The organism is Marinobacter sp. (assembly GCF_048266785.1).
Taxonomy (GTDB): domain Bacteria; phylum Pseudomonadota; class Gammaproteobacteria; order Pseudomonadales; family Oleiphilaceae; genus Marinobacter.
Map to the genome: position 1 here is coordinate 70,275 of NZ_JBLWYX010000001.1, position 23,230 is coordinate 93,504.

General features: G+C 56.7%; 19 protein-coding genes. 8 read left to right on the plus strand and 11 right to left on the minus strand.

Annotated elements, in window-relative coordinates; all coding sequences use genetic code 11:
• Positions 1-329: 329 nt before the first annotated feature.
• On the minus strand, positions 330-1,133 hold the full coding sequence (locus tag ACN0V1_RS00350) for an alpha/beta fold hydrolase (RefSeq protein WP_417543085.1): 804 nt from the start codon (positions 1,131-1,133) through the stop codon (positions 330-332).
• 399 nt (positions 1,134-1,532) lie between these two features.
• On the opposite strand from ACN0V1_RS00350, the gene ACN0V1_RS00355 reads away from it, so the two are divergent.
• Both ACN0V1_RS00355 and cls read left to right on the plus strand, forming a co-directional pair.
• Positions 1,533-2,585, plus strand: coding sequence for an AraC family transcriptional regulator (locus tag ACN0V1_RS00355; protein ID WP_417543086.1), 1,053 nt, complete (start codon positions 1,533-1,535; stop codon positions 2,583-2,585).
• Positions 2,585-4,015, plus strand: a complete 1,431-nt coding sequence (gene cls / locus ACN0V1_RS00360; RefSeq protein WP_417543620.1) for a cardiolipin synthase — start codon at positions 2,585-2,587, stop codon at positions 4,013-4,015. The genes ACN0V1_RS00355 and cls overlap by 1 nt, the downstream gene beginning before the upstream one ends.
• Before the next feature lie 42 nt (positions 4,016-4,057).
• Here cls and ACN0V1_RS00365 read toward each other — a convergent pair whose 3' ends face one another.
• Together ACN0V1_RS00365 and ACN0V1_RS00370 are read right to left on the minus strand one after the other, a co-directional pair.
• Entirely contained in the window at positions 4,058-6,139 is a 2,082-nt protein-coding gene (locus ACN0V1_RS00365; RefSeq protein WP_417543621.1) for a patatin-like phospholipase family protein, read from the minus strand.
• Between the two features lie 163 nt (positions 6,140-6,302).
• Positions 6,303-6,899, minus strand: a complete 597-nt coding sequence (locus tag ACN0V1_RS00370) for a hypothetical protein (RefSeq protein WP_417543087.1) — start codon at positions 6,897-6,899, stop codon at positions 6,303-6,305.
• A gap of 227 nt (positions 6,900-7,126) precedes the next feature.
• On the opposite strand from ACN0V1_RS00370, the gene ACN0V1_RS00375 reads away from it, so the two are divergent.
• Complete coding sequence (locus ACN0V1_RS00375) at positions 7,127-7,492, plus strand: hypothetical protein (RefSeq protein ID WP_417543088.1); 366 nt, start codon at positions 7,127-7,129, stop codon at positions 7,490-7,492.
• Positions 7,493-7,522: 30 nt separating this feature from the next.
• On the opposite strand, the gene ACN0V1_RS00380 is transcribed toward ACN0V1_RS00375, so the two are convergent.
• The gene (locus tag ACN0V1_RS00380) at positions 7,523-10,306 is read right to left on the minus strand and encodes an ATP-binding protein (RefSeq protein WP_417543089.1); all 2,784 of its coding nucleotides are present in this window, start codon (positions 10,304-10,306) and stop codon (positions 7,523-7,525) included.
• A gap of 95 nt (positions 10,307-10,401) precedes the next feature.
• Between ACN0V1_RS00380 and ACN0V1_RS00385 the strand changes: the two genes are divergently transcribed.
• Positions 10,402-10,635 (plus strand): DUF2789 domain-containing protein, encoded by a 234-nt coding sequence (locus tag ACN0V1_RS00385; protein ID WP_417543090.1) that lies wholly within the window; start codon positions 10,402-10,404, stop codon positions 10,633-10,635.
• Positions 10,636-11,012: 377 nt separating this feature from the next.
• On the opposite strand, the gene xerC is transcribed toward ACN0V1_RS00385, so the two are convergent.
• From xerC to argH, 7 genes are all read right to left on the minus strand, one after another.
• Positions 11,013-11,936 carry a tyrosine recombinase XerC gene (gene xerC / locus ACN0V1_RS00390; protein ID WP_417543622.1) on the minus strand — a complete coding sequence of 308 codons (924 nt, stop codon included), beginning with the start codon at positions 11,934-11,936 and terminating at the stop codon, positions 11,013-11,015.
• A 52-nt stretch (positions 11,937-11,988) separates the two neighbouring features.
• Positions 11,989-12,735: a DUF484 family protein gene (locus ACN0V1_RS00395; RefSeq protein ID WP_417543091.1), complete on the minus strand. Its 747-nt coding sequence runs from the start codon at positions 12,733-12,735 to the stop codon at positions 11,989-11,991.
• Between the two features lie 16 nt (positions 12,736-12,751).
• Positions 12,752-13,669, minus strand: a complete 918-nt coding sequence (gene dapF, locus ACN0V1_RS00400) for a diaminopimelate epimerase (protein WP_417543092.1) — start codon at positions 13,667-13,669, stop codon at positions 12,752-12,754.
• A 14-nt stretch (positions 13,670-13,683) separates the two neighbouring features.
• Positions 13,684-14,934, minus strand: coding sequence for a diaminopimelate decarboxylase (gene lysA / locus ACN0V1_RS00405; RefSeq protein ID WP_417543093.1), 1,251 nt, complete (start codon positions 14,932-14,934; stop codon positions 13,684-13,686).
• Positions 14,921-15,076: an LPS translocon maturation chaperone LptM gene (lptM, locus tag ACN0V1_RS00410; protein WP_417543094.1), complete on the minus strand. Its 156-nt coding sequence runs from the start codon at positions 15,074-15,076 to the stop codon at positions 14,921-14,923. The genes lysA and lptM overlap by 14 nt, the downstream gene beginning before the upstream one ends.
• A 70-nt stretch (positions 15,077-15,146) precedes the next feature.
• On the minus strand, positions 15,147-18,017 hold the full coding sequence (locus ACN0V1_RS00415; protein WP_417543095.1) for a class I adenylate cyclase: 2,871 nt from the start codon (positions 18,015-18,017) through the stop codon (positions 15,147-15,149).
• 44 nt (positions 18,018-18,061) lie between these two features.
• Complete coding sequence (gene argH, locus ACN0V1_RS00420; protein WP_417543096.1) at positions 18,062-19,471, minus strand: argininosuccinate lyase; 1,410 nt, start codon at positions 19,469-19,471, stop codon at positions 18,062-18,064.
• A 173-nt stretch (positions 19,472-19,644) separates the two neighbouring features.
• Here argH and ACN0V1_RS00425 point away from each other — a divergent pair, with 173 nt between their 5' ends.
• From ACN0V1_RS00425 to ACN0V1_RS00440, 4 genes are all read left to right on the plus strand, one after another.
• The gene (locus ACN0V1_RS00425) at positions 19,645-20,613 is read left to right on the plus strand and encodes a sensor histidine kinase (RefSeq protein ID WP_417543623.1); all 969 of its coding nucleotides are present in this window, start codon (positions 19,645-19,647) and stop codon (positions 20,611-20,613) included.
• On the plus strand, positions 20,610-21,380 hold the full coding sequence (locus tag ACN0V1_RS00430; RefSeq protein WP_417543097.1) for a LytR/AlgR family response regulator transcription factor: 771 nt from the start codon (positions 20,610-20,612) through the stop codon (positions 21,378-21,380). Before ACN0V1_RS00425 ends, ACN0V1_RS00430 begins: the two co-directional genes overlap by 4 nt.
• Positions 21,381-21,498: 118 nt before the next feature.
• Positions 21,499-22,437 (plus strand): hydroxymethylbilane synthase, encoded by a 939-nt coding sequence (hemC, locus tag ACN0V1_RS00435; RefSeq protein ID WP_417543098.1) that lies wholly within the window; start codon positions 21,499-21,501, stop codon positions 22,435-22,437.
• Positions 22,418-23,230 carry a uroporphyrinogen-III synthase gene (locus ACN0V1_RS00440; RefSeq protein ID WP_417543099.1) on the plus strand — a complete coding sequence of 271 codons (813 nt, stop codon included), beginning with the start codon at positions 22,418-22,420 and terminating at the stop codon, positions 23,228-23,230. Before hemC ends, ACN0V1_RS00440 begins: the two co-directional genes overlap by 20 nt.

Below are 23,230 nucleotides of genomic sequence, written 5' to 3' on the forward strand. Positions count from 1 at the left end.
TGCGCGCGAGGGACGCTGGGTTTTGAGATCGACACAGGCATGGGTCGACACAGCCCGGACGAGGGTTCTACCATCTTCCGGGCGTACCAGCTGAAACTGTCTTGCAGAACGGAAGCGCCCATCAAAGCCAGTAAGCCAGGTTCCCAGGTCATCCCCAGGCTCTTGACATGCGCCCAGCTCCTTGAGCCAGGGGGTCGGATGCAAGGTATCAACACTGGCATTGCGCGGCGCGGGAAAAGCCACCCAGCAAGAGGAGCAAAACCAGTAAGCCTGCCATTAACCACTTCATACACTACGCCTGCTCGTTATCCGTTCATTGTTACAGGTGTTCAGTCTGTATCGCGACCTTCCAGAAACCGCCGGCAAAGCGCTACAAACGTGTCCATTTTCTCAACGTGCAGCCAGTGCCCGGTGCCCTCAATAACGTTTAACTGAGCATGCGGAAACAGCCGGTAGATCTCATCCCGGTGTTTTTCCTGAATATAAGCGGAATCGGCACCTTTCAGAAAAAGAACCGGGCCGTTAAAAGGGGCACCTGCTTCTGGCGCCTTGGCCAGATTGGCGTAGCAGGCTTCGATCGCATTCAGGTTCAGGCGCCACCGATACACCGCGCCATCACTGGCCTGCTCCTCCTTCGGGATGCGCTCAAGGTTCATAAGCAAAAACTGCCGAGTAGCTGCCATCTCCACAAACTGGGCCAACTGCGCATCAGCATCCCTGCGCGAGCGCGCATTGCTCAAGTCGATCTGTTTCAATCCGTCGAGGATGGCATCGTGGCCAGCCTTATAAGACACGGGCGAAATGTCTGCCACAATCAGTTTCTCGACGCGTTCCGGCGCTTGCAGAGCAACCTGCATGGCGACTTTTCCGCCCATCGAATGCCCCAGCAGGCAGGCCTTGTCGATCCCCTGCTCATCCATATACGCAACTACATCCGCTGCCATGGAGGGGTAATCCATGGTGTCGGTGTGGGGAGAACTGCCATGGTTACGTTGATCCAGAGCATGGACCTGCCACTCGCCGTGCAGTTTCCGGGCAATACCGCCGAGATTCTCGAGCGACCCGAACACGCCGTGCAACAGGATCACGGGGGGCCCTTCTCCGGTAATTCTGTGGTTAAGTTTAACGCTCATAGGCAGGCAACCTCCGTCAGGGATAGTATTGTTTGAGTGCCAATACAGTAACACTGCCAGTAACACGAGCAAGTGGAGCGAGGGTAGATGAGGGTTTTCTTGAGGCAAAAAAAGACCGGGCATAGCCCGGCCTGGAGGTTATAAATGTTGCATCTGAATACTTAGCAGCAATACATGTCGCTCAGGTACTCAGCAAGTGCCACAACATTTTCACGCTCACGTTCGGTGCGGGGTACAAAAATTTCGAGTTCCATAAAAGCCTCCTGGCTGGCCTTTCAATTACTTTACTCCGATGATTAGATGCTATCGTTGAAGCAGGCAAAACCCGTTGACAGACTGTCCCACTCGCTTGACATTTTGTATCAGCATCCATGACAACCCGTTAATGAGACGGTTAATGTGACCACTGCGCCTAAGGACACCACAACGACACTCTTCGTTGCCGCCTCCAGCACGCTGGCATTGGTTCATTACCTGGACCGCCAGGGGGTTCTGGATAGCTGTCGCGTAGAACAGCTTATCGGCCTGGGTATGTCTGCGCTTGAGGATCCTGACAGGCGCGTACCTGCTCAGGCGCACTACAAACTTTGGGAACACGCCGAAAAAGTCACCGGGGACCCGGCCATAGGGCTGAATGCCGGGCAGATTATCGACCCGGAACGCATGGGCCTGGTTGGGCATGTCTTCTTTAATTGCGACACTCTGGGCGAAGCGGTAACCCAGTATGTGCGCCTGCACAGGCTGATCAACGAATCGGTAACTCTAAGCTTCGAGCAGACCGGCGATCAGGCCATTCTGACCTGGCAGGCGGATTCACCAGAGCATTACTGCCGTCAGGATATGGATCGCACTCTGGCTGCAGCCCTGTGCCGTACTCGACATTTCATTTATTCCGGAATTCAGGCCGAATGGGCAGAAATTGCTCACCCGCGCCCGGATTACGCAGACAAATATGAAAAACTGCTAAGAGGTCCTGTCACTTTCGGCGCATCAGCAACCCGGCTGGCATTCAGCAGCCGCCACCTGAGCCACCCGATTCCTCACCGCAACCCTTATGTGTATTCAGCCGTCCTCCGACAGGTCAATGGTCTACTGGCACGACTGCAAACCCGGCGCTCATTCGGCCGCAAAATCCGCAAACTGATATCGCGGCAAATGTCGACCGACAAGATTGATGCAGACACTCTGGCCCGGCAGTGCCACATGAGTCGTCGGACTCTCTATCGGAGGCTTAAAAAAGAAGGGCTGGGTTTTCATGAACTCGTGGAGCAGGTGCGAAAAGACAAAGCCCTGCGCTACGTAGCTTCTGATCACTACGCTCTGGGGGAAATCGCCTTTCTTCTGGGATTCTCTGAGCTGAGCGCGTTCAGTCGGGCTTTCAAGCGCTGGACGGGCATTGCACCGGCTCAGTACCGAGCCCAACATCTCATCACCCGGGAATCTGATCAATGATGCCTGACACCTCATTGCTGGCCATCGCCGTCAGCCTGCTTTATCTCGGTTCTGCTGCCTGTATTTATCGTATTCTGCTGACCTACCGGAACACTCAGGGCGCTATCGCCTGGATTGTCGGGCTTCTGGGCCTGCCCTACATCACCGTTCCATTGTTTCTTGTTTTTGGCCGCTCGCGCTTCGGTGGGTACGTCAAAGCCCGCCGCATGGGAGATCAGTCTCTCTCTGAACTGCTTGACCGCTTTGAACAGCAGAAAACGTCTCTCTCCACTCCGGAGCAGGAGCATCTCGACAAGCAACTACAGGTTCTTTGCAAGCTTGGGCGACAACCCTTTACCGAAGGTAACCAGTGCGAACTGCTGCGCGATGGCGAGGCGACTTTCGAGGCTCTGATCTCGGCCATGGAGAAGGCAACTTCTTATATTCTTCTTGAATTCTACATTGTGCGTTCAGACAAGATTGGCCAGCGCATCAAGAGCATTCTTGAGCATAAACTCTCAGAAGGTGTGCAGGTCTGGTTCCTGTACGATGATATAGGCAGCGTCGGGCTGCCCCGCGCCTACCTGACAGAGCTGGCGAAAGCCGGCGCCCGGGTCGCCTCTTTTGGCAATGGCAACATCCGGCGGCGCCGGTTTCAGATAAATTTCCGTAACCACCGGAAGCTTCTGGTCTGTGACGGCAAGGTTGGTTTTGTCGGAGGCATCAACCTGGGCGATGAGTACTTGGGCACCGCGATAGACCAGGAGCCCTGGCGAGACACTCACTGCCGGATTGAAGGCCCCGCCGTTACGGGGCTCCAGCTTGCCTGGCTGGAAGACTGGAACTGGGCCAGCAACGAATTCCCCGATCTGGAGTGGGCGCCGGAAGGTAAAATGCCGGGAGATGAACGGGTTCTGGTGCTTCCCACCGGCCCTGCAGACACATGGGAAACCTGCGCGCTGTTTTTCCTGAACTGCATTAATAACGCACAGTCTCGCATCTGGATCGCTTCTCCGTATTTTGTTCCGGACTTCCAGATCGTGAATGCCTTGCAGCTCGCTGCCCTTCGAGGAATCGATGTGCGAATCATCATCCCGGAAAAATCGGATAGCCAGCTTATTCGCCTTGCTGCCTATTCCTATCTGGTTCAGGCCAATCAGGCGGGCATTGGCATCTATCAGTATCAACCCGGCTTTATGCACCAGAAGGTTGTCCTGGTAGACTCGCACTACGCAGCTGTGGGTACCGCAAATCTCGACAACCGCTCCATGCGCCTCAACTTCGAAATCATGGCGATCAATACGTCGGAATCCTTTGTGTCAGGCGTAGATGCCATGCTCACAGAAGATCTCACTCATTGCCGCAAGATGACCGAGCAGGATTATGAGGGTCGCTCGATTCTGTTCCGGTTGACCTGCCGAGCAGTTCGCTTGCTCGCGCCTTTGCTGTAGCTGAATCAGGGATGCTGGCACAGAAACCCTTACAGGGCTTCCTTAATAGAACAGCTGGGTAAATGAAAAACCAATATTCAGGTAAGCAGCCCAATTGTCTCTATTACTGTAAGCCGTTGCTACCTGCACCGGGCCCAGGAAGGTGTCCACACCCGCAAAGATACTCCAGGCTTTCACCGAGCTATTCCACCCGGCATCACTGAGCGACTCCCAGGCATTTCCTGTCTCCAGGCCCATTCCTGCAAACCAAGGCGTAATCGGGCCACCGAATGTCTGGCGGGCATAAACAGACGCCATAGCCGCACTGTCGCCCGTAATCTGTCCAGGAGCGTACGCGGATAAACGACGGAAACCACCAAGACGCACCGTATTTTCAATTCCCGCATTCCCGCGGGTCACCGTATGAGCATAGAGCAGTCCTGTCAGGGTAAACCCTTTCCAGCTTCCCGTTCCAAGCGCCATACCCGTTATCGAGTCGAAATGCCTGTCGGACCCGAGATCTTCACGCTCCAGGCGGCCACGGATTCCGGCAAACGCTCCTTCCCGTGGGAAGAACGCATCGTCGAGAGAATCGTGCAGCAGTTGAAGGCTCACATTGCCTTGGTGAACCGCGTCCTCGGGCGCGACCGCCGCACCAATCTGCTTGTCCACCTCGGCATACCCGCGGGCGTAGGTGAAGCTGGCCTCGGCGTTGCCACCGAGTTCCATTCCCAGGCCAAGATCCGCTTGACTGAGCGTCACATCCATCTCTGCAATACGCTCGCCTCCAGAGTCATATACGCTGACGGTGTCGCGGGAATACTCAGCACCCACCAGCAAAAAACGCTCATAGCCATAATCGAGCGGTTGGTACCATTGGGTTCGGACGTGCGGCTCCGTACCAAGCTGTGCTCCCGTCTGCCACTCGGCCCCGAGTTCATTCAGTTCGGTCATTCGCAGGGAAGCAGCAAGATTAAAGCGGGTATCACCGTCAAAGTTGTCCTCGTAGTTCAGACCAAATGACAAGTAATTGGGCCCCCAGCTTTTCTCCTGAACTTTTATGACCAACAGGGTTCCATCTGGTGATGGCGACTGGGAGTAAGACACGGTTTCGTAATAACCCAGCCCGTATATGCGTTTCAGATCCGATTCCAGTGCATCCACATCCAACGGTTCGCCAATTTTCTGCCGTATTCGCTCACGGAGAAAATCCCTGCCCAGACGGCGATCATGCTCAATCACAATGCCCGCGATCAGCCCCGCGCTATGGCTCACAGAGGCCAGTCGCGACCGGTATGCATGCCAGGCCTCGTTTGATGCGGCCAGAGGGTTGAGTTCCACCGCATGCTCTCGGGCGCCGCTGGCCCCCAATTCAAACAGTACCGGGGCGTTAAAGAAGTCTGCCGAGCCGTAGCCTTCCAGATCAGGCCGGATAAGCACGTCTTTGTCGCCCAGCAACTTGAGCTGCTGATCTGCGTTGCGCCGGGTCATGATGGTCGTCAGTTGGCCGAATACGGAGAAGGCTTCTCGCAACTGCTCCGGCCCCATCAATTCGTCGGTAATATCAACCGCAATAATGATGTCGGCTCCCATTTCACGGGCGACACTGACCGGCAGGTTGTTCGCAATGCCGCCATCCACCAGCAAGCGGCCATTAAGGCTGACCGGAGCGTACACACCAGGGATGCTCATACTTGCACGTACGGCGGTAGCAAGATTGCCACTGCCGAGCACCACCATGTCACCGGTTTCCAGGTCGGTTGCAACAGCGCGAAAGGGGATGGGTAAGCGATCGAAATTTTCAACCAGGGCAACGCTATGGGTCAGCTCGTTGAGGATAAAACCAAGATTCTGGCCCGCGATAATGCCGGCACCCAGATGCAGGCCATCGGAGCTGACACCAAGCCCTGGCGTAACGGGAAATCGCCAGTCTACCTGCTTCCTGCGAACCGGCTTGTAAGCCCTTCCGGGGTCATCCCGGAAGCTCGACAACCAGTCCAACCTGATAAAGCGTTGCTCGATTTCAGCTACCGACATGCCAGAGGCATAGAGTGCGCCAACCGCTGAGCCTGCGCTGGTCCCCACCACCATATCCACCGGAATGCGCATTTCTTCCAGCACCCTGAGCACGCCCACATGCGCCATGCCTTTGGCGCCGCCGCCACTGAGCACAAGGCCAACCCGGGGACGTTCGGCGACACTGTCAGCCGCCGTAGCCGGAAACGATATAAAGAGTGCTAAAACCAGACAGACGAGGGGCAATTCCGATGATCGTTTCAAAACCTGGCAGACCCCATAAATTCCATGCTCACTTGTTGTCTGACTCGTCATCTACCAACGACAGGTGCGAAACATCCGGCACAATGGGCGGAGGCAGATCCCGCTCAACACCTATGTCGCTGCCAGCGGGCGCCAGGGTCCAGTCTTCCAGATGCTGGAACATCGGCGGCTCTACTTCTTCCGGCTCCACCAGGGTTACACCGACAGGGTCCAGCCCGAGCGCTGATCCCGCGAGTATGTCATCTACTTTGTCACCGGCTACTGGTAGGCGATCGCCCGGCTCCACACCGGAGGTGCCGGTACCGGGCTGGGAACTGGCCGGGTGGGAAACGATTTTCGCGGGCTCTTGTTTGGTGCTGACCGGCCGAGCTGCTGGTGTTCGCGTTGTCTGCGACTGGCTTCCGGGCATGGGCTGAACATAGGCAACCATGCCATGTTTCGTCAGTATCGCTCGATACTTTTCTGCCTGCTCTTCGTCCAGCTTGTTCCGGATGACCACCGGACTACCGCTGAACATGCGCTCTACCTGCTCAACGCTGGCCTTGAAAAGCGAGCGGGCATTGCTGCGTGCCGTCGCTATATCAATGCCTGGGACACATTCGCCCTTGAATACGAGCTGATACATGAGCAATTCTCCTGCCATCGATTTTCGTTTCATAATAGTTGATAGATCAACGCCAGGGGAGCCCCACTCACAGAGAACCCTGCAGCCAAATGTATGCAAACTGCAAACAATTGAAAAAAATCAGCCAGACCCCGCGTAATTAACAACAGTCTTTGCAATAATCAATCGTAACCAAACATTACATTCCGTTACACCCGATCCTGATACCTCTCGGGGGAGCTGACATCATGAATATCCAGAATCTGATCCGTACTGCGGCCTTGGCAACGCTATTTTCTGCGCCAGTCGTTCAGGCGGAAAATCTGGATGTCGTGATGAGCCAGGTATTCACTCAGGATCACGCAACCTACATCGGCTATGAAAGCGTTGAGCGTGAAGATATTCCGGTTTCTGCTGCGATCGAGCGCAAGTACCTGATCGTGGACTTCCGCCTCGCCACCGCTCAGCCAGCATCAGAACAACTCCAGGCCAGCGTTCACAAAGTCTGCATGGCTTTGCTGAAAGACCGCGAACTGGTTCGTAGCCTGTCCGATTCCGGCTACGATATGGTCGCTGTCGCCTTTGATCGCCGCTCTCAGTTCGACTGCCTGTAAGCCTGCCAAGTACCGCGCCAGCATGTTGAGTTAATTCTCTCGCCCCAGCAGTTTTGGAAACGATTCAAGCGCACTGATGACGGCATCAAGATTGAACGCTTCTACATCTGCCAGCAATTTTTCCCCGAAGCTGGTTACTGACCGGGAGCGATAGCGCTGACCCCACTCCAGAACCCGGAGCGCAAACTCTCTCATCTCTTCCGGATCACCGCTTTCGCGCACGGCTTCCCATTCATTGCCGAAGTCTGCCGTCAGTTGCTCTCTCAGCCAGCCCCGCTCCTGCATACTCAGTGTCTGCGCCAGCAATCGTTCGGACTCCTTGGTCTCACCTTCGTCTTCCGCCTGTTCGCCGGTTGCTTCAACCTGGGGCAAGGTGAGCGTAAACACAGATCCGTTCCCCGGTTTGCTTTCCACTTCCAACTCCCCGCCCATCATCTGGGCCAGCTTGCGGCTGATAGCGAGCCCCAAGCCAGTGCCTCCATAGCGGCGGGTATTCTGCCCTTCCTGTTGCTCGAATGCGTCAAAGATCCGGTCGCGCTGATCGGAAGGGATTCCAATACCGGAATCCGTTACCTTGACCGTGAGCCGGTAGGTCTGGTGTTCCGGGTTTTTTCCGGTTTTATCCTTGACCGCCCGGACCGTTGCCCGCACGGCCACCCCGCCCTCATGGGTGAACTTTATGGCGTTACCTACAAGGTTGAACAGTACCTGGCGGAAGCGGGTTTCATCGAGCATCATGGTAACAGGCATGTCTGAACCAACGCTCACCTCCAGCGTGATGCCCTGTTCCCGGGCACGCAAATCAAAAATATGGCGAACATCATCAAGAAGCCGGCGTACGGATACCGGTGAGTAGTCCAGCCGCATTTTCCCGGCTTCAATACGTGAGAGATCAAGAATGTCGTTAATCAGCATCAGCAGGCTGCGACTGCCTGCCCGGATGGCATCCAGATAGTTGCGTTGCTGAGGGTCGGTAACACTGTTGCTCAGTAGATCCGAGTAGCCGATCACCGCATTCATGGGTGTCCGGATCTCATGGGACATATTGGCCAGAAACTCACTCTTGGTCCGGCTTGCCGCCTCCGCCTCCCGGGCCAGACGTTCCGCCTCCAGCTTGGCAGCCCGTAGCTCATCTTCACTCCGGCGCAGCGCATTTTCAGAGCGAATGCGCTCGTCCACCTCCCGCGACAGCTTGCGGTTCCAGTAAAGAAAGATAAGCACAACCACAATAGCGATAAGCACAACCCGGCGAACCACGGTGTAATCGGCTTCCTGCTCAATATCGAGATGGATCCACCGGTTGTATATAGCCTCGGTTTCAGCCGGTTTAAGGCTACCCAGGGCTTTGTTCAGAATACGATGTAGCTCCGGGCTGTCTTTGCGCACTGCAAGCCGGAGATCGTACTGGTAGGGCGTGATACTGGTAATCCTCAGGTTCGACAGGCCCAGCCTGGCAACTGTATAGCTGACCGCCGGAATGTGGGTCACCATAACATCAAGATCGCCATTGGAGAGCGCCAACAACCCGTCCTCCACCGTTGCCATCGGATAAAGGTTCAGATTCGGGTGATTGATAAGCAGATAATCATGTGCTGCATGGCGGTTGACCACCCCCACTCGTTCACTGCGCAGTTCCCGCAGATCCCCGATAAAACGCCCATCATCCCGGATAGCCAGAGCAATTGGCACGTTCACGTAAGCCCGGGTGAACAGAAACGACTCTTCTGTTCGCGGTGTGCGAGACAAGCCAGGAAGAATATCCACTTCTCCGGAAATAAGTGCCTGCTCTGCAACCACCCGACTTTCCAGAATCCGTTCTTCAAAACGTGCGCCCAGCTGATTTTCCAGGCGGGCAACGAGATCTGGCACAAGCCCGGTGGCGCGACCATCCTGAGCGTACTCAAACGGTGGCCAGTCAGACCGATAGGCTACCTTCAATGCCGGGTGGCGCCTGAGCCAGTCGACATCGGAAGCCGAGAGTTCTACCCCACTCTGCTCCAGTTCAGACAGATCCACCTGCAGCCAAGACTGCCTTATAACCCGATGCTCATTATGGCTGATCGCTTCTACCGTCTGATTCAGAACGCGAAACAGCGGGCCGTTACCCTCATCCACCTGAAAGACAACGTCCACCGACTTCTGATCGAGTAAAACGGATAGGCCAATACCATTGATCATTGCCGACTGAAGATAGTCCGACACCACAGGTACCGGGCCAAGAAAAGCGTCGGCCTGGCCGGACAACACCTGACTGACAGCTTCGCCCAGGCTTTGAACAGGCACCGGGGTAAAACTCTCTACCGAATCAAGCATGGTGTATTGGTTGGGATCGCCTTCAATCACGGCTATGCGGCCATCCTCCAGGTCGGCGAGAGAGCGGATTGCGGCGTCACCTGCACTGACGAACAGGCCATAGGTAAGTGACATAAAAGGGCTGGTAAAACGCTTTCCATCAGGCACCGGCGTGCCCGGCACTCTCGTTGTCAGAAGCGCATCGATTGCCGGTTGGTCGGGTACCGGCTCCGCATAGGCGCCCCTGCTGATGACGACCGGCTCTATCGGCAAGCCCAACTTGCTGGAAAGCCGTGCCAGATAGTCAATATAGGTGCCGGCAAGGTGTCCGTTTCCGGTATCGAAAACCAGTGGCACCTGATCGGCACGCACGCCAATCCTGAGGCTATCCTGTTCACTGACCCAATTCAGATCCTTGCTACCCAAAACCGGTGCAGGTGATACCTGGGGTGGATCTGCCAGTGCCATGGATTGAAAAACCAGCAATAGCCAACAAGATACAAACAGAAGGGTGGCCTTCACTGGATATCCTCAGAGGTTGCACTACATTTCAGGAAACAATACCTGTAAATGTGCGAAATTTCATTCAAGCAATCGTTAAGCGGAGGAACCTCTCCATGGACACAAGCAAACACAATCTGAGCACTCTTTTTGATCAGCTTGGACTGGCATCTGACGAGAAAAGCATCGAAGCGTTTACCGCCCGCTATTCTCCCTTGCCCCATGAAATCGCCCTGCAAGATGCGCCTTTCTGGTCTGAAAGCCAGTCTCAGCTTCTTGAGGAGGGCCTGGAAGATGACAGTGACTGGGCGGAGGTTATCGACGAGCTGAATGCCATAATGCGACATTAAGGCACCATTGCCGCTGCGTCCAGAGGGCCTGCATTAACCTGGCAGTTGGCTAATCCTGACACAGTTGCGGCCAGCATCCTTGGGGGAATAAAGCGCACGATCCGCACGGTCAAAGACAGTTTCTTCGGTATCGCCCGGAGCAAACCCCACCAGGCCTGCAGAGAATATAATCGTTACAGGGTTACCTCCGAAATGAAACGGTAGCGCTTCCAGCGATTGAATTCAAAAGACAAACGTTCCTGCCAGGCTTCCCGATTGGGCAACTGCGTAAGCAAGCATGCGCTCAAGCGTATTGCTCTCAGCCTTCCATTGCCCTCCCTGTGTTCTGCAACCTCAAGCACCTGGAAATACTTTTTTTCAGGATTGATCCGATGATATCAGCTGTTTCCGTCCTGTCCGGAGTTCTGGTCGTCGTGACTGCGCGAACGACGTCGGCGCGCTCTGGGATGGCTCTGATCATACACCCGAGCCAAATGCTGGAAATCAAGATGAGTATAGATCTGCGTGGTGGCTATGTCCGCATGGCCCAGCAGCTCCTGTACCGCGCGCAAATCTCCGCTGGATTCAAGCATGTGACTGGCAAATGAGTGCCGCAGCATGTGCGGATGGAGCTTCTGGTCAGCGCCTTTGACTACCCCCCATCGGCTCAGACGGGCCTGAATACTGCGATGGCTCAGGCGATCGCCACGACGGCTTACAAACAGGGCTTTTTCTGCCTCGGGAGCCAGCCCGGCGCGGAGGGGCACCCACTGGGCTATCGCCTCCAGCGCCTTCCGGCCTACCGGCAGTAGTCGTGTTTTACTGCCTTTACCCACCACCCGAGCCTCGCCGCCTTGGCAGTCAACAGAGTCGACATCCAGGCTGGCCAGTTCAGCCAGACGCAAGCCAGAGGAATACATAAGTTCAAACATGCACCGGTCGCGCACCTCCAGTGGGTCATCAGACGAGGCATCAAGAAGATAGTTAAGCTGATCCACGTCGGCTACTGCAGGAAGGCGTCTGCCGCTCTTTGGAGCGCGGATATCCAAAGCCGGATTGTCCGTGGCCAGCCGCTCCCGCAACAAATACTGATAAAACCGCCTTATGGCTGACAAATGGCGAGCAATGCTGCGCCCGCTGAGTCCCTGGCGGCTGAGGTTGGCTACGTAGCGGCGCAGATCATAACCGCTGACGGACCGCCATTGCGTGTTGTCCTGTTCGACAAGCCAGGCGGCAAGCCGATTCAGGTCACGTTGGTAGCTGTCACAGGTTCGGGGAGAATGGCGTTTTTCAGATGCAAGGTGCTGGATAAAATCTCGCATATACCCGCTCAGCTCGTCGGGTAATTGAGCCGTTACGGGTACAGAGGTCACTCTAGCGTGACTCCGTCGCTAGGTCGGTTACCGGTGGGGTGGCGGTATGGCGCTGAACCATAGGTGGCAGAAGCCGACTGAGGGTGTCACTGATGTAACTGAGGAACAGCGAGCCCATACTCTGGTCAAAATAGCCTGGTTGGCAACTGCCAACGGCGAAAACCCCCACCAGATCGTCGTGACGTAAAGGCACCAGAGCAACCGATGCAATGGGCTCATCCCGGTCGGGGAACAGAAATTCACGCTCACTCTCCCGGAACTGGCCACACACCGCCTTGCTGCCTTCCAACAAGTTGCCGAGACGATTCCGGGCCTCCGCCGGACTCACAACATGAAGCGCGCCCTGAGAGCTGCCGGGCACTTCCGCGTCGGTAAACAGGATCACCGATGCGGCGTCCAGCCCGAAGTCACCACGAATGCTGTCATCAATGGTGGATGCCATATCAACAAGATTGCGGGCTTCTATTACCTGCATCAGCAAACGTTTACTTTTTTCAAACAGGCGATCATTGTGACGGGCGATAGAAACCAGCTCTGCCATTTCATGTCGCAGTGTGTCCCGCTGCTCACGGAACAGATGCACCTGGCGTTCAACCAGAGAGATTGCCCGACCGCTGTCATGTGGAAGGGTCAGGCTGCGCAGAAGATCATCCTGATCAATAAAAAAATCCGGATTGGCTCTCAGATACTCAGCCACGTCTTCCCGGGTGAGCTCACCGGCCTTCTGTTGGGCCGTTTGGTCTGTCATCGTGCTCTCCTGGTTTTCAGATCCGTTGTTTGTGTGGGCGGTTGGGCTTTCGGCGCCGGTTATCACCTGGCTCACCGGGCAGTCGCAACTGCCCTTCAAATACACTTGTGGCGGGCCCTTCCATCATAACAGGCGTCCCTTCACCCTGCCATTCAATGACCAGCCGCCCGCCGCGCAAATCCACCTCTACGCGCTTATCGAGCAAGCCTCGCAGGCACCCGGCCACCACGGCGGCACAGGCGCCGCTGCCACACGCCAGGGTTTCGCCCGAACCACGTTCATAGACTCTGAGGCGTGCATGGCCGCGGCTGACTATCTGCAAAAAACCGATATTGGCCCTGGACGGGAACCGGGGATGGCTTTCAAGAAGCGGCCCCAGCTCTGCAACCGGCGCTGTATCCACATCATCAACCAGAATAACCGCGTGAGGGTTACCCATGGAAACAGCGCTGAGCTCAATCACGCCGGCGCCCGTTTCCAGGCTGTACACGTTTTTGCGTTGTTCGGCGTCGAAAGGAATAGCCACCGGGTTCAGTTCCGGCACGCCCATGTTGACCATCACCATGCCGTCTTTGCCTACCCGCAGCTCAATCACTCCTGCGGCGGTCTGGACCCGAACGTTCTTTTTGTTGGTCAACCGCTGATCACGGACAAACTTCGCGAAACACCTGGCGCCATTGCCGCACTGCTCCACCTCGGAACCATCAGCATTGAAAATGCGATAACGGAAATCCACATTCGGCAAACCGGGGGGCTCTACAACCAACAGCTGATCGAAACCGACACCAAAATTCCTGTCGGCCAGTTCCCGGATCAACTCAGGGCCCAGCCGAAAAGGCTGACTGATGGCATCTACCACCATAAAGTCGTTGCCCAAGCCGTGCATTTTACTGAACCGGAGCAGGGGCCCCTGGTTTCGGCGATGCTGGATCATCTCCTGTTCTCCGCTCATTCCGGCAGGCAGCTTTCTGGTGCAAGCTGATCCTCGACGGTCTCGCGACGACGAACAATATGCACCTGCTCACCATCGACCATCAATTCCGGCGGACGATTGCGGGTGTTGTAATTGGAACTCATAACGAAGCCATAGGCGCCGGCAGAACGCACAGCAAGGAGATCGCCAGCCCGGAGCCGGAGCGGCCGGTCTTTACCGAGAAAATCCCCGGTTTCACAGACAGGGCCAACCAGATCCCAGATCTTTTGATCAACGTCCTGATGTGGCTGCGCTGGCACAATAGCCTGCCAGGCGCTGTAAAGCGCAGGTCGGATCAGATCGTTCATGGCGGCATCAATAATCGCGAAGTTGCGGTGTTCCGTGCACTTCAGGAACTCGACCCGGGTAAGCAGTATGCCGGCATTAGCCGCAATTGAGCGACCCGGCTCCAATATCAGCGCCAGTTTGCGGTCACCAATGCGCTCATCCAGAGCCCGAACGTATTCGGACGGCTCAGGCGGCTGTTCGTCGTTGTAGGTAACGCCCAGCCCACCGCCCATATCCAGGTGCCGTATATGAATGCCGCTTTGGGTCAGCGCATCAACCAGCTCCAATACGCGGTCGAGGGCGTCCATGAATGGAGAAATCGATGTAAGCTGAGAGCCGATGTGGCAATCCACGCCTTTGATGTCCAGGTTTGGCAATGTCGCAGCCCGGGCGTAAACAGCCGGTGCTTCTGCGATATCGATGCCGAACTTGTTCTCTTTCAGGCCCGTGGAGATGTATGGATGCGTACCGGCATCGACGTCCGGGTTCACACGCAGCGAGACCGGAGCTTTGACACCCAACTCCCCGGCCACCGCATTCAGCCGATCCAGCTCGGTGTCGGATTCCACGTTAAAACAGCGAACACCCGCTTCCAGGGCCCGGCGCATTTCCCATTCCTGTTTTCCGACACCGGAAAAAACCACCTTGGCGGCGTCGCCACCAGCGTGCAGCACGCGCTCCAGTTCTCCAGCGGATACTATGTCAAAACCGGCACCCAGGCGCGCCAGCACATTCAGCACGGCAAGATTACTGTTGGCTTTGACGGCATAGCAAACGAGAAGCTCGCGCTCTCTCAGAGTTTCATCGTAGGATTTGTAATGACGTTCCAGAGTGGCCCGGGAGTATACATAAGCCGGCGTACCAAAGCGTTCGGCAATGGCAGAGACAGGCACATCTTCGGCGTAAAGTTCGCCGTCGCGGTAGTTAAAATGATCCATTAGGTTCCCGATCGTGTAGCGGAGTCTGGTATTGGCCGGCTGACGTTTCCGGGTTCTCCCGGTATAAAGGCCCTTTCTGGCCGCAGCCACCGAGTGTGGCCACCACAACCAGAATCGCGATCGGCAGTGTCCACGCGCGCATCGTTGTCACCCCTGAGTTAATAATGACCAAAGTATACCTGACCCGTGGTCCGCACGGCGAGGGCGAAGGGCTATCGAAACGCTTCCAGCTCACGGTTCAGGGCATCCTCCAGAGAAGCCCGGTAATAGAGATACTGGCTGGTCTGTATATCCTGCTGATACACCCTTGGGTCCAGGTCATGGGGCAGGTGCACATCCGTAAGGTAAACCGGATAGCGATCACGGCTCTGGCGCAGTGAGTGGATATAATGAGCAACCGCGGGAATCAGCTGGTCACCGTATTGCAGTACCGTAAATTCCTGCTCGCCACAGTAGAGATCAAAGCGAACCCGGCTATCGCCTTCCTGCACACCCACCGCTTGCACTTCAAGCCCTGACAAAGAGGCTCCGGTATCGGCTTGCGGCCGATATTCCGGGCGCCATTGCCCGTTGTTTGCAACCAATTCGTAGCACCGCACTCCGGCCAGAGCCACCGGACCCTCGCGGTTGCGCAGCGTGCGTCGCTCAACCAGGTTTTCCAGAAATCGCAACAGCGGTGTCAGCAGATGGCGGCGACTGGTAATCGGCTGATCCCAGCCGAACAGCGAACCTCGCTCATCAATCACCCGGATCTGCGCGCGCTCGCCCCGAAGAGCGTAAAACACCTGAATGCTGTCCGGCTCACTGGCCTGGCAGGCCGCCCGCAGAGCCGGGTCATCCAGCAGTGCATGGTGATCAAACACCACCGGCAGATAGACATCCCGGGGCTGAGCAAGGCACTCCATCAGGGCAGCCCGGCTTTCCAGAGCAATGAAACCAGGCTCGGTGCCACTGAACTCCAGCAGAAAGTACCGGTGACCCATTTCGATAACGTAACGCAAAGGGTGTGGGCCCGCGCCTCCGGCAAAAAACTGGCGCAACACATCGGCAAACAGCTCCCGCACTCTCCGGGCGATAGCGCTGCCATGCCCGCGGTTGTGACCGTGCACCTCAATATCGGGAACGTTGCGGGGGGCGAGGGCAACTGAAGCAAGGACATTCTTCAGGCACTGAATCAGAGTATCCCCCGAGGCGTAGTGCTGAAGGCTGACCTCGTGCCAGCTGTTAAGCGTGATCTGATCAATGGTAATAACCAGATTCTCACGCCCGCCACTGAATCCCAGCGAATCATGCCGGGCACTGAGCTTGTGCAGCCCACGCTCCGTAAGGTGGGATTGCGGATCAACCCCAACATTAACCAGAAGAAGATTGCGCAGAGGGTGAACGCCGCGGGCAAGAGCCTCCCGCTCGGCTGGCAAAACAGGAAAGGGTACAAAACCCGTAAACGCATCCAGCATTTCCCGCAATTCGCTGACCGAGGCGATGGCCTGCCCGGAACGGACGTTGAGGCGAGTAGAGCGAGTCAGCAACCCATTGTAATAGCACCAGGCTACCAGTTCCGCGAGGTTTCCGGAGCGCCGGATAACCGGCTGCCAGAAAGCATCTGATGGATCTTCCAGATCACGGTACAACAGCCACCCTGTTCCTGCGCCGCCCTGCTCCGACTGATGGTGAAAGGCCAGATTCTCCTCTGCCAGCGAAGGCGCCAGCCCCGGATTAATCTGCTCAATCTTGCCGGCCTTGCGCTGAAACGCAGCGTAGAGCTTGCGGCCCAGCAGGTTAATGTCGTTTGCGCTGATCGCAGACTGTTCACCGTGATCACGGGCCAATCTGGACAGCAACCGGTAACTGTGAGTGAGCTCCGACACCACAACGCGACGCAATGAAGACGCCTCTTCTGCCCGCCAGCGCTGACGATTATCCAACGCTTCAATGTGCTTTTCCGGCCACCCCCAGCCGGCCACAAGCTCCCTCAGAAGCCGCGCTCGCCAGGGCCCTGATCCCTGCTGGTCCGCCGCCCCGATTCGGGTCAGTGGCAGTCCCGCTTTGACATACAAACTACGGCGCACCAGATCAAGCCTCGATTCGGCTTCTGCTGCGATCAGCCACTGCTCAAGGCGCTGGTACAACATGACATACGGATCCAGAACATCCACATCGGTGATGCCGCTGAATACCGCCTGTTTGAACACGCGAGACAAAACCGGCTGATCCTGAGTCTGCGCGTAGCATTCGATAAGCAACAGCTTCATGATGGACTTCCAGGGCGCATCAATACCCTTATAGAGTTGCCACACACCGGCGCCGAGAAACTCACTGGCCGGGATGAACGGCACTGCGCCGAAATCAATGTATTCGTTGCCGCGAATAAACCGGTAGTCCACCAGCTTGCTTACACATTCCTGATAGCGGCCTTCCTGTTCAGAGGGAATGAGCCACCAAAGCGGGTAGCAACCACCCAGATGGATCCCGGTGCGATAAAACTCATCCAGCAACAGGTAGTGCTGGGCGCTGCCGCAGTTTTCACCACTCACCTCTGCGTGCTGTCGGCCTTGCCGCCAGTCGGCCGCAGAGAACACAAACACATGCAGCTCAATGCCAAAAGAAGATGCCCATTCCGTGAGCTTCGCAGCCTTGCGCTCAAGGCACCGGATATCCGGTTCCTGAAGGTCATCCCGATGACACAGCCAGACATCCAGGTCACTGGCGACAGAATGCCCAAGGGTGCCAGGACTCCCCATCAGAAACAGTGCTTCCAGATCGGCCCGGCGCCGGCCTTCGTCCCGAATGCTAAAGGTGCGTGCCAGACGCCTTGCAGCACTTATGGTTGCAGGATCCGGTCGGTAATGGCTCAAGCCATAGGGGCAGTCGGCGTCCAGATAGCCGGGCAGAGCCGGGTGGTTGGTGTGAAACACCAACGGCAAAACCTCGAGCACCACCTGCTGCCGATGAGTGAGCGACGAGTGCGCTCTCGCCCAGCGCTGGCGATTGACCACAAGAAACCTGTCCCGCAGGTGGTGCAGGGTTTTGCGATCAATGCCCTCATCAAAATCCAGGACAATCGGTGGGGCTTGAGCGGTCAAGGCGACTCCTTGAAAAAGGTTTTCCCAGTCCGGCCAAGGCGGGTTCAGCCGAGAAGACTTCGTGCGCGAGCAACGGCCGCCCGCACCTGAGCAGGTGCCGTGCCACCCAAGTGATCACGGGCCTGAACCGATCCTTCCAGAGTCAGTACATCAAACACATCATCACTGATGGTGTCAGAAAAGCGCTTCAGCTCTTCCAGTGTCATATCAGAAAGGTCTCGCTCCTCAGCCACACCGAAAGCCACAGCCTTACCCACAACTTCGTGAGCGTCACGGAACGGCATGCCTTTCTTGACCAGATAATCCGCCAGATCCGTCGCGGTCGAGAAACCGCGCTTGGCCGCTACGCGCATGTTATCGGCTTTGGCACAAATAGCCGGCACCATGTCAGCGTATGCTTTCAGGCAGCCTTTGATGGTGTCGACCGTGTCAAACAGAGGTTCCTTGTCTTCCTGATTGTCCTTGTTGTACGCCAGCGGCTGGCTTTTCATCAGCATGAGCAAGGACATCAGATGGCCGGTCACCCGTCCGGCTTTGCCCCGGACAAGCTCAGGTACATCGGGGTTTTTTTTCTGCGGCATGATCGAAGAGCCGGTGCAAAAACGATCGGGCAAATCAATAAAGTCAAACTGTGCTGAAGCCCACAACACCAGCTCTTCGCTGAAGCGGGACATGTGCGTCATCAGTAAAGCCGCGAAGCTGCAGAACTCAATAGCGAAGTCCCGGTCACTGACCGAATCCAGCGAGTTTTCCGAGGGTCGGTCAAAGCCCAGCAGTCGAGCGGTCATGGCGCGGTCGATCGGATAAGTGGTGCCGGCCAGCGCCGCGGCGCCAAGAGGCATCACATTCACCCGTTTGCGGCAGTCCTGCAGCCGCTCGGCATCACGGACCAGCATTTCATACCAGGCCAAAAGGTGGTGCCCGAAAGTAACCGGCTGGGCCGTCTGAAGGTGAGTGAAGCCAGGCATAATGGTCTCTGCTTCGCGTTCGGCCAGGTCCAGCAAACCGGACCGCAGGCGCCGGAGTTCCTCGGCAATCACATCAATTTCATCACGCAGGTACAGGCGGATATCCGTGGCCACCTGATCATTGCGGCTGCGGCCGGTGTGCAGTTTCTTACCCGTGATGCCAATGCGATCCGTTAACCGGGCTTCGATGTTCATGTGGACATCTTCAAGGCTCACAGACCATTCGAAGCACCCTGCCTCAATGTCTTCTTTTACACCGTTCAGGCCTGCAATAATAAGATCGCGCTCATCCACCGTCAGAACGCCAACCTCGGCGAGCATGGTTGCGTGGGCAATGGAGCCGGTGATGTCGTGGTGATACAGGCGCTGATCAAACCCTACGGATGCAGTAAAGCGTTCCACAAAAGCGTCTGTGGGTTCGCTGAAGCGCCCGCCCCAAGGTTTTTCGGAGGTTGTGGCCTGGTCAGGTTTTTTCTGATCCGTCATGGTCTATCTTTCCTGCTGGCAGCCCGGCATTATCTGGCGGGAACTGGGTACATTGAACGTGGCGGGAGTATAACATTCTGACCCGTACAAAAGAGACTCCCTTGGTCGGGGACAAAACGGTCATTACACAAGATTTCTTCGTGCCGGATCTGTGCCGGGTGCGATCCGTGTTCATGCTGCTAATCACCAGCGAGTTGTTGGTGCTTGTGCTGGCTATTGTTCAGGCCAGCGACGGCTGGATTGACTGGAACTATTTCGCGCTCCTGTCGCTGTTTGTGCAGTGGACCACCCTCACCAGCGCTGCGCTGATTTGCCTGCTACGCTTCCGACTGGCCAGAATGTCCGTGACCCGCGCCACTCTTGCAATTGCGGTGATCGTAGTACTGGATGTTCTCGCCTTCAGCCTGTTTGCAGACAACGTTCTGCACCCACAACCGGGCATTATCGACTGGCAGGCCATAGCCAAGAAGCTGCTACTGGCTCTGTTGATTGTTCTCATGGTTCTGCGCTACTTCTACCTGCAACATCAGTGGCAACAACAACGGGAAGCAGAAATGCAGGCGCACCTGGCAGCGTTGCAGGCACGCATACAGCCTCACTTCCTGTTTAACAGCATGAACACCATCGCCAGCCTTATTGCCACGGACCCGGAGCAGGCCGAAGAAGCTGTTCTGGATCTGTCCGAGCTCTTTCGCGCCAGCCTGCGCACCGGCGACCAACTTATCCCCTTGGCAAAAGAACTTGAACTTTGCCAGCGCTACCTCGCTATTGAAGCGCTGCGCCTCGGCCCACGCCTGAAGCTGGAATGGCACATTGCCGAAGGGCTGGAGCGCCAGGCCATTCCGCCTTTGACCCTGCAGCCGCTGGTAGAAAACGCGGTCTATCACGGCATACAGCCCCGCCCTGAGGGAGGCACGGTGCGCATCGAAGCGGAAGCACGCGGCAACTTTGTGTACCTGCTGGTGCAAAACCCCAAACCGGACGGCAATGGAAGCTTGCACAGCGGCAACCGAATGGCCCTGAGCAATATACAAGCGCGACTGCAGGCCCTGTTCGGGGAGCCGGCCGTTCTCAAACACAGCCATCAGGGAGACGTTTACACGGTGACCTTGAGGCTACCAAAAACCACACAACAGCTATGACAAAACAGAAGATTCTGATCGTTGACGATGAACCTCTGGCCCGTGGGCGCCTGCGGCGGCTGGCCGAAGGCTTGCCTGGCTACCAGGTTTGCGGTGAAGCAGGGGATGGCGATGCAGCGCTTGCTCAGGTAGCAGAGCTGCATCCGGATATACTGCTGCTCGACATACGCATGCCCGGCCTTGACGGCATGGAGATCGCCGCACACCTGAGCAAGCTGAGCAGCCCGCCGGCCATCATTTTTTGTACGGCTTACGACAGCTATGCCATTCAGGCTTTTGATGTGCAGGCGATAGCCTATCTGCTGAAACCTGTACGCAAGCAGGCGCTGGAAGAAGCCCTCGCCCGGGCCGGGCGGGTTAACCGGGTACAACTGCAGGCAGTTTCCGGAGAGCCCTCCGACAACAGCATGAGCCGGAATACTGCTGACGACGAGCAGCTGGCCGTTCGTACTCACAGAGGCACCGAACTGATAGATATAGTCGGGATCCGCTATTGCCAGGCAGATCAGAAATACGTAACCATTCACCATTCCCGTGGTGAAGCTGTTTCCGACTACACGCTAAAAGAACTGGAAAATGCCTATCCAAACCAGTTGCTCCGGATTCACCGCAACACGCTGGTGGGTGTCCGCTTTATTCAGGCTTTGGAACGTACGCCGGAGGGGCACAACCTGGTATTACTCAAGGACAACCTGGGCAAACTTCAGGTAAGCCGCCGGCACGCCAGCAACCTGCGCCAATGGCTGCAGGGGCAGCAACCGCGCTAAGCGTGGTTGACGCAACAAACCCTCCAGTGGCGAGCGATGCAAAGCAGGCACTCACGGGACTTTTACGGCGCCACAAGGTAACCTTGGCGAACATTTTTCAGCACTGACAGTGAGCATCATGTCTAAACGAACCCTTCGTGTAGCAACCCGCAGCAGCGCCTTGGCGTTGTGGCAGGCGGAATTTATCAAGGCCGAACTGGAACGACTCCACGACAACGTGAATGTAGAGCTCGTCAAGATCAAAACCCAAGGGGACAAGATCCTTGATGTTCCGCTAGCCAAAATCGGCGGTAAAGGCCTGTTTGTAAAAGAACTGGAAGAAGCCATGCTTGATGGCCGCGCGGATCTTGCGGTGCATTCAATGAAAGACGTACCCATGGCTTTTCCCGAAGGCCTGGGCCTGGTTGCCTACTGCGAGCGGGAAGACCCGACAGATGCTTTTGTCAGCAATCACTACGATAACGTAGACGCCCTTCCCCAAGGCGCCGTTGTCGGCACAGCCAGCCTGCGCCGGGAATCCCAGCTTCGCGCCTACCGGCCGGACCTGGAAATCCGGGTTCTCCGGGGCAACGTGAACACTCGCCTGGCCAAGCTTGACGCCGGCGATTACGACGCCATTGTACTGGCGAGTTCTGGCCTCAAGCGCCTGGGCTTCCATGACCGGATTCGTTACTCCATGCCGGACACCGTATCCCTGCCGGCCGTTGGCCAGGGCGCTCTTGGCATTGAATGCCGGCTTGGTGATGACGAACTGCGCGCCATGCTGGAACCGCTGAACCATATCGACACGGCCGACCGCGTGAAAGCAGAGCGAGCACTTAACCGTCGCCTTGAAGGCGGTTGCCAAGTACCGATAGCGGCCTACGCCTTGCTGGAAGACAACACTTTATGGCTACGTGCGCTGGTTGGTGCTGTTGACGGCACTCAGATTCTCCGCGTCGAAGGCCGGGCACCCCGGGCAGAAGGCGAACGCCTGGGCCGTGAACTGGCAGAAAATCTTCTGGCTATGGGCGCAGACAAAATACTGGCTGAAATTTATGGCCATACCCCGCACTGACTCTGCGTTCCTGACCGGCCGGCGCGTTCTGATTTGCCGGCCGGAACCGGAAGCGTCCCGGCTGGCCCGACAGTTTCAGGCTGCCGGTGCCGAGACGCATATATTTCCGCTGGTCGCACGAGAGCCGCTGCCAGAGACCCCGGAACGACGCACTATCATTCTCAGCCTCGATGAATTCTCCCATGTTATTGCTGTCAGCCCCTATGCAGCCCGCCTTTTGCTGGAAGAGCTGGACACCTGGTGGCCCCAGCTTCCCGCTGGCCTGAACTGGTACGGTGTGGGAGCCGGCACAGCCAAGGCACTTGCAGAGTATGGAGTGAGCCCGCGCAAGCCCGACGGGGGCTGGACCAGTGAGGCACTGCTGAAGCTGCCTTCGCTGGCGCATTTCGATGGCGAGCGGGTGCTGGTGGCCCGCGGCGAGGAAGGGCGTGAGCTGACCCGGAGAACGCTGGAGGCACGCGGCGCACGAGTTACCGTGATGCCGCTCTATCGTAGATTTTGCCCGGATTACACACCCGCGCAGATCAACACCGCTCTGGGGGAGTTTGCGCCAGATGCCATTATTGCGCTCTCCGGAGAAACCCTGAACAATCTCATCGCACTAAGTGCGAATTGCAGCCATAATCTATACGATAGACCCGTTATTGTGCCCGCCCGGCGTATTGCAGATCAGGCTCGCAAGGCGGGATTCAACGCTCCGTGTATACCAGGAAGCCTTGCCGATAATGACATCGTGGACGCCGTCACAGAACAACTGGCTGGCCGGGACGGTGACTCCGGAAAAGCAAAGTAA

Excerpts from the sequence above, each read along its gene's own strand:
- ACN0V1_RS00375 (WP_417543088.1), top strand. The coding sequence starts at position 7,127 with ATGAATATCCAGAATCTGATCCGTACTGCGGCCTTGGCAACGCTATTT.
- ACN0V1_RS00385 (WP_417543090.1), top strand. The coding sequence starts at position 10,402 with ATGGACACAAGCAAACACAATCTGAGCACTCTTTTTGATCAGCTTGGA.
- cls (WP_417543620.1), top strand. The coding sequence starts at position 2,585 with ATGCCTGACACCTCATTGCTGGCCATCGCCGTCAGCCTGCTTTATCTC.
- ACN0V1_RS00350 (WP_417543085.1), bottom strand. The coding sequence starts at position 1,133 with ATGAGCGTTAAACTTAACCACAGAATTACCGGAGAAGGGCCCCCCGTG.
- hemC (WP_417543098.1), top strand. The coding sequence starts at position 21,499 with ATGTCTAAACGAACCCTTCGTGTAGCAACCCGCAGCAGCGCCTTGGCG.
- xerC (WP_417543622.1), bottom strand. The coding sequence starts at position 11,936 with ATGCGAGATTTTATCCAGCACCTTGCATCTGAAAAACGCCATTCTCCC.
- ACN0V1_RS00425 (WP_417543623.1), top strand. The coding sequence starts at position 19,645 with ATGCTGCTAATCACCAGCGAGTTGTTGGTGCTTGTGCTGGCTATTGTT.
- dapF (WP_417543092.1), bottom strand. The coding sequence starts at position 13,669 with ATGATCCAGCATCGCCGAAACCAGGGGCCCCTGCTCCGGTTCAGTAAA.
- ACN0V1_RS00395 (WP_417543091.1), bottom strand. The coding sequence starts at position 12,735 with ATGACAGACCAAACGGCCCAACAGAAGGCCGGTGAGCTCACCCGGGAA.
- ACN0V1_RS00370 (WP_417543087.1), bottom strand. The coding sequence starts at position 6,899 with ATGTATCAGCTCGTATTCAAGGGCGAATGTGTCCCAGGCATTGATATA.
- ACN0V1_RS00430 (WP_417543097.1), top strand. The coding sequence starts at position 20,610 with ATGACAAAACAGAAGATTCTGATCGTTGACGATGAACCTCTGGCCCGT.
- lptM (WP_417543094.1), bottom strand. The coding sequence starts at position 15,076 with ATGCGCGCGTGGACACTGCCGATCGCGATTCTGGTTGTGGTGGCCACA.
- ACN0V1_RS00365 (WP_417543621.1), bottom strand. The coding sequence starts at position 6,139 with ATGGCGCATGTGGGCGTGCTCAGGGTGCTGGAAGAAATGCGCATTCCG.
- ACN0V1_RS00440 (WP_417543099.1), top strand. The coding sequence starts at position 22,418 with ATGGCCATACCCCGCACTGACTCTGCGTTCCTGACCGGCCGGCGCGTT.
- lysA (WP_417543093.1), bottom strand. The coding sequence starts at position 14,934 with ATGGATCATTTTAACTACCGCGACGGCGAACTTTACGCCGAAGATGTG.
- argH (WP_417543096.1), bottom strand. The coding sequence starts at position 19,471 with ATGACGGATCAGAAAAAACCTGACCAGGCCACAACCTCCGAAAAACCT.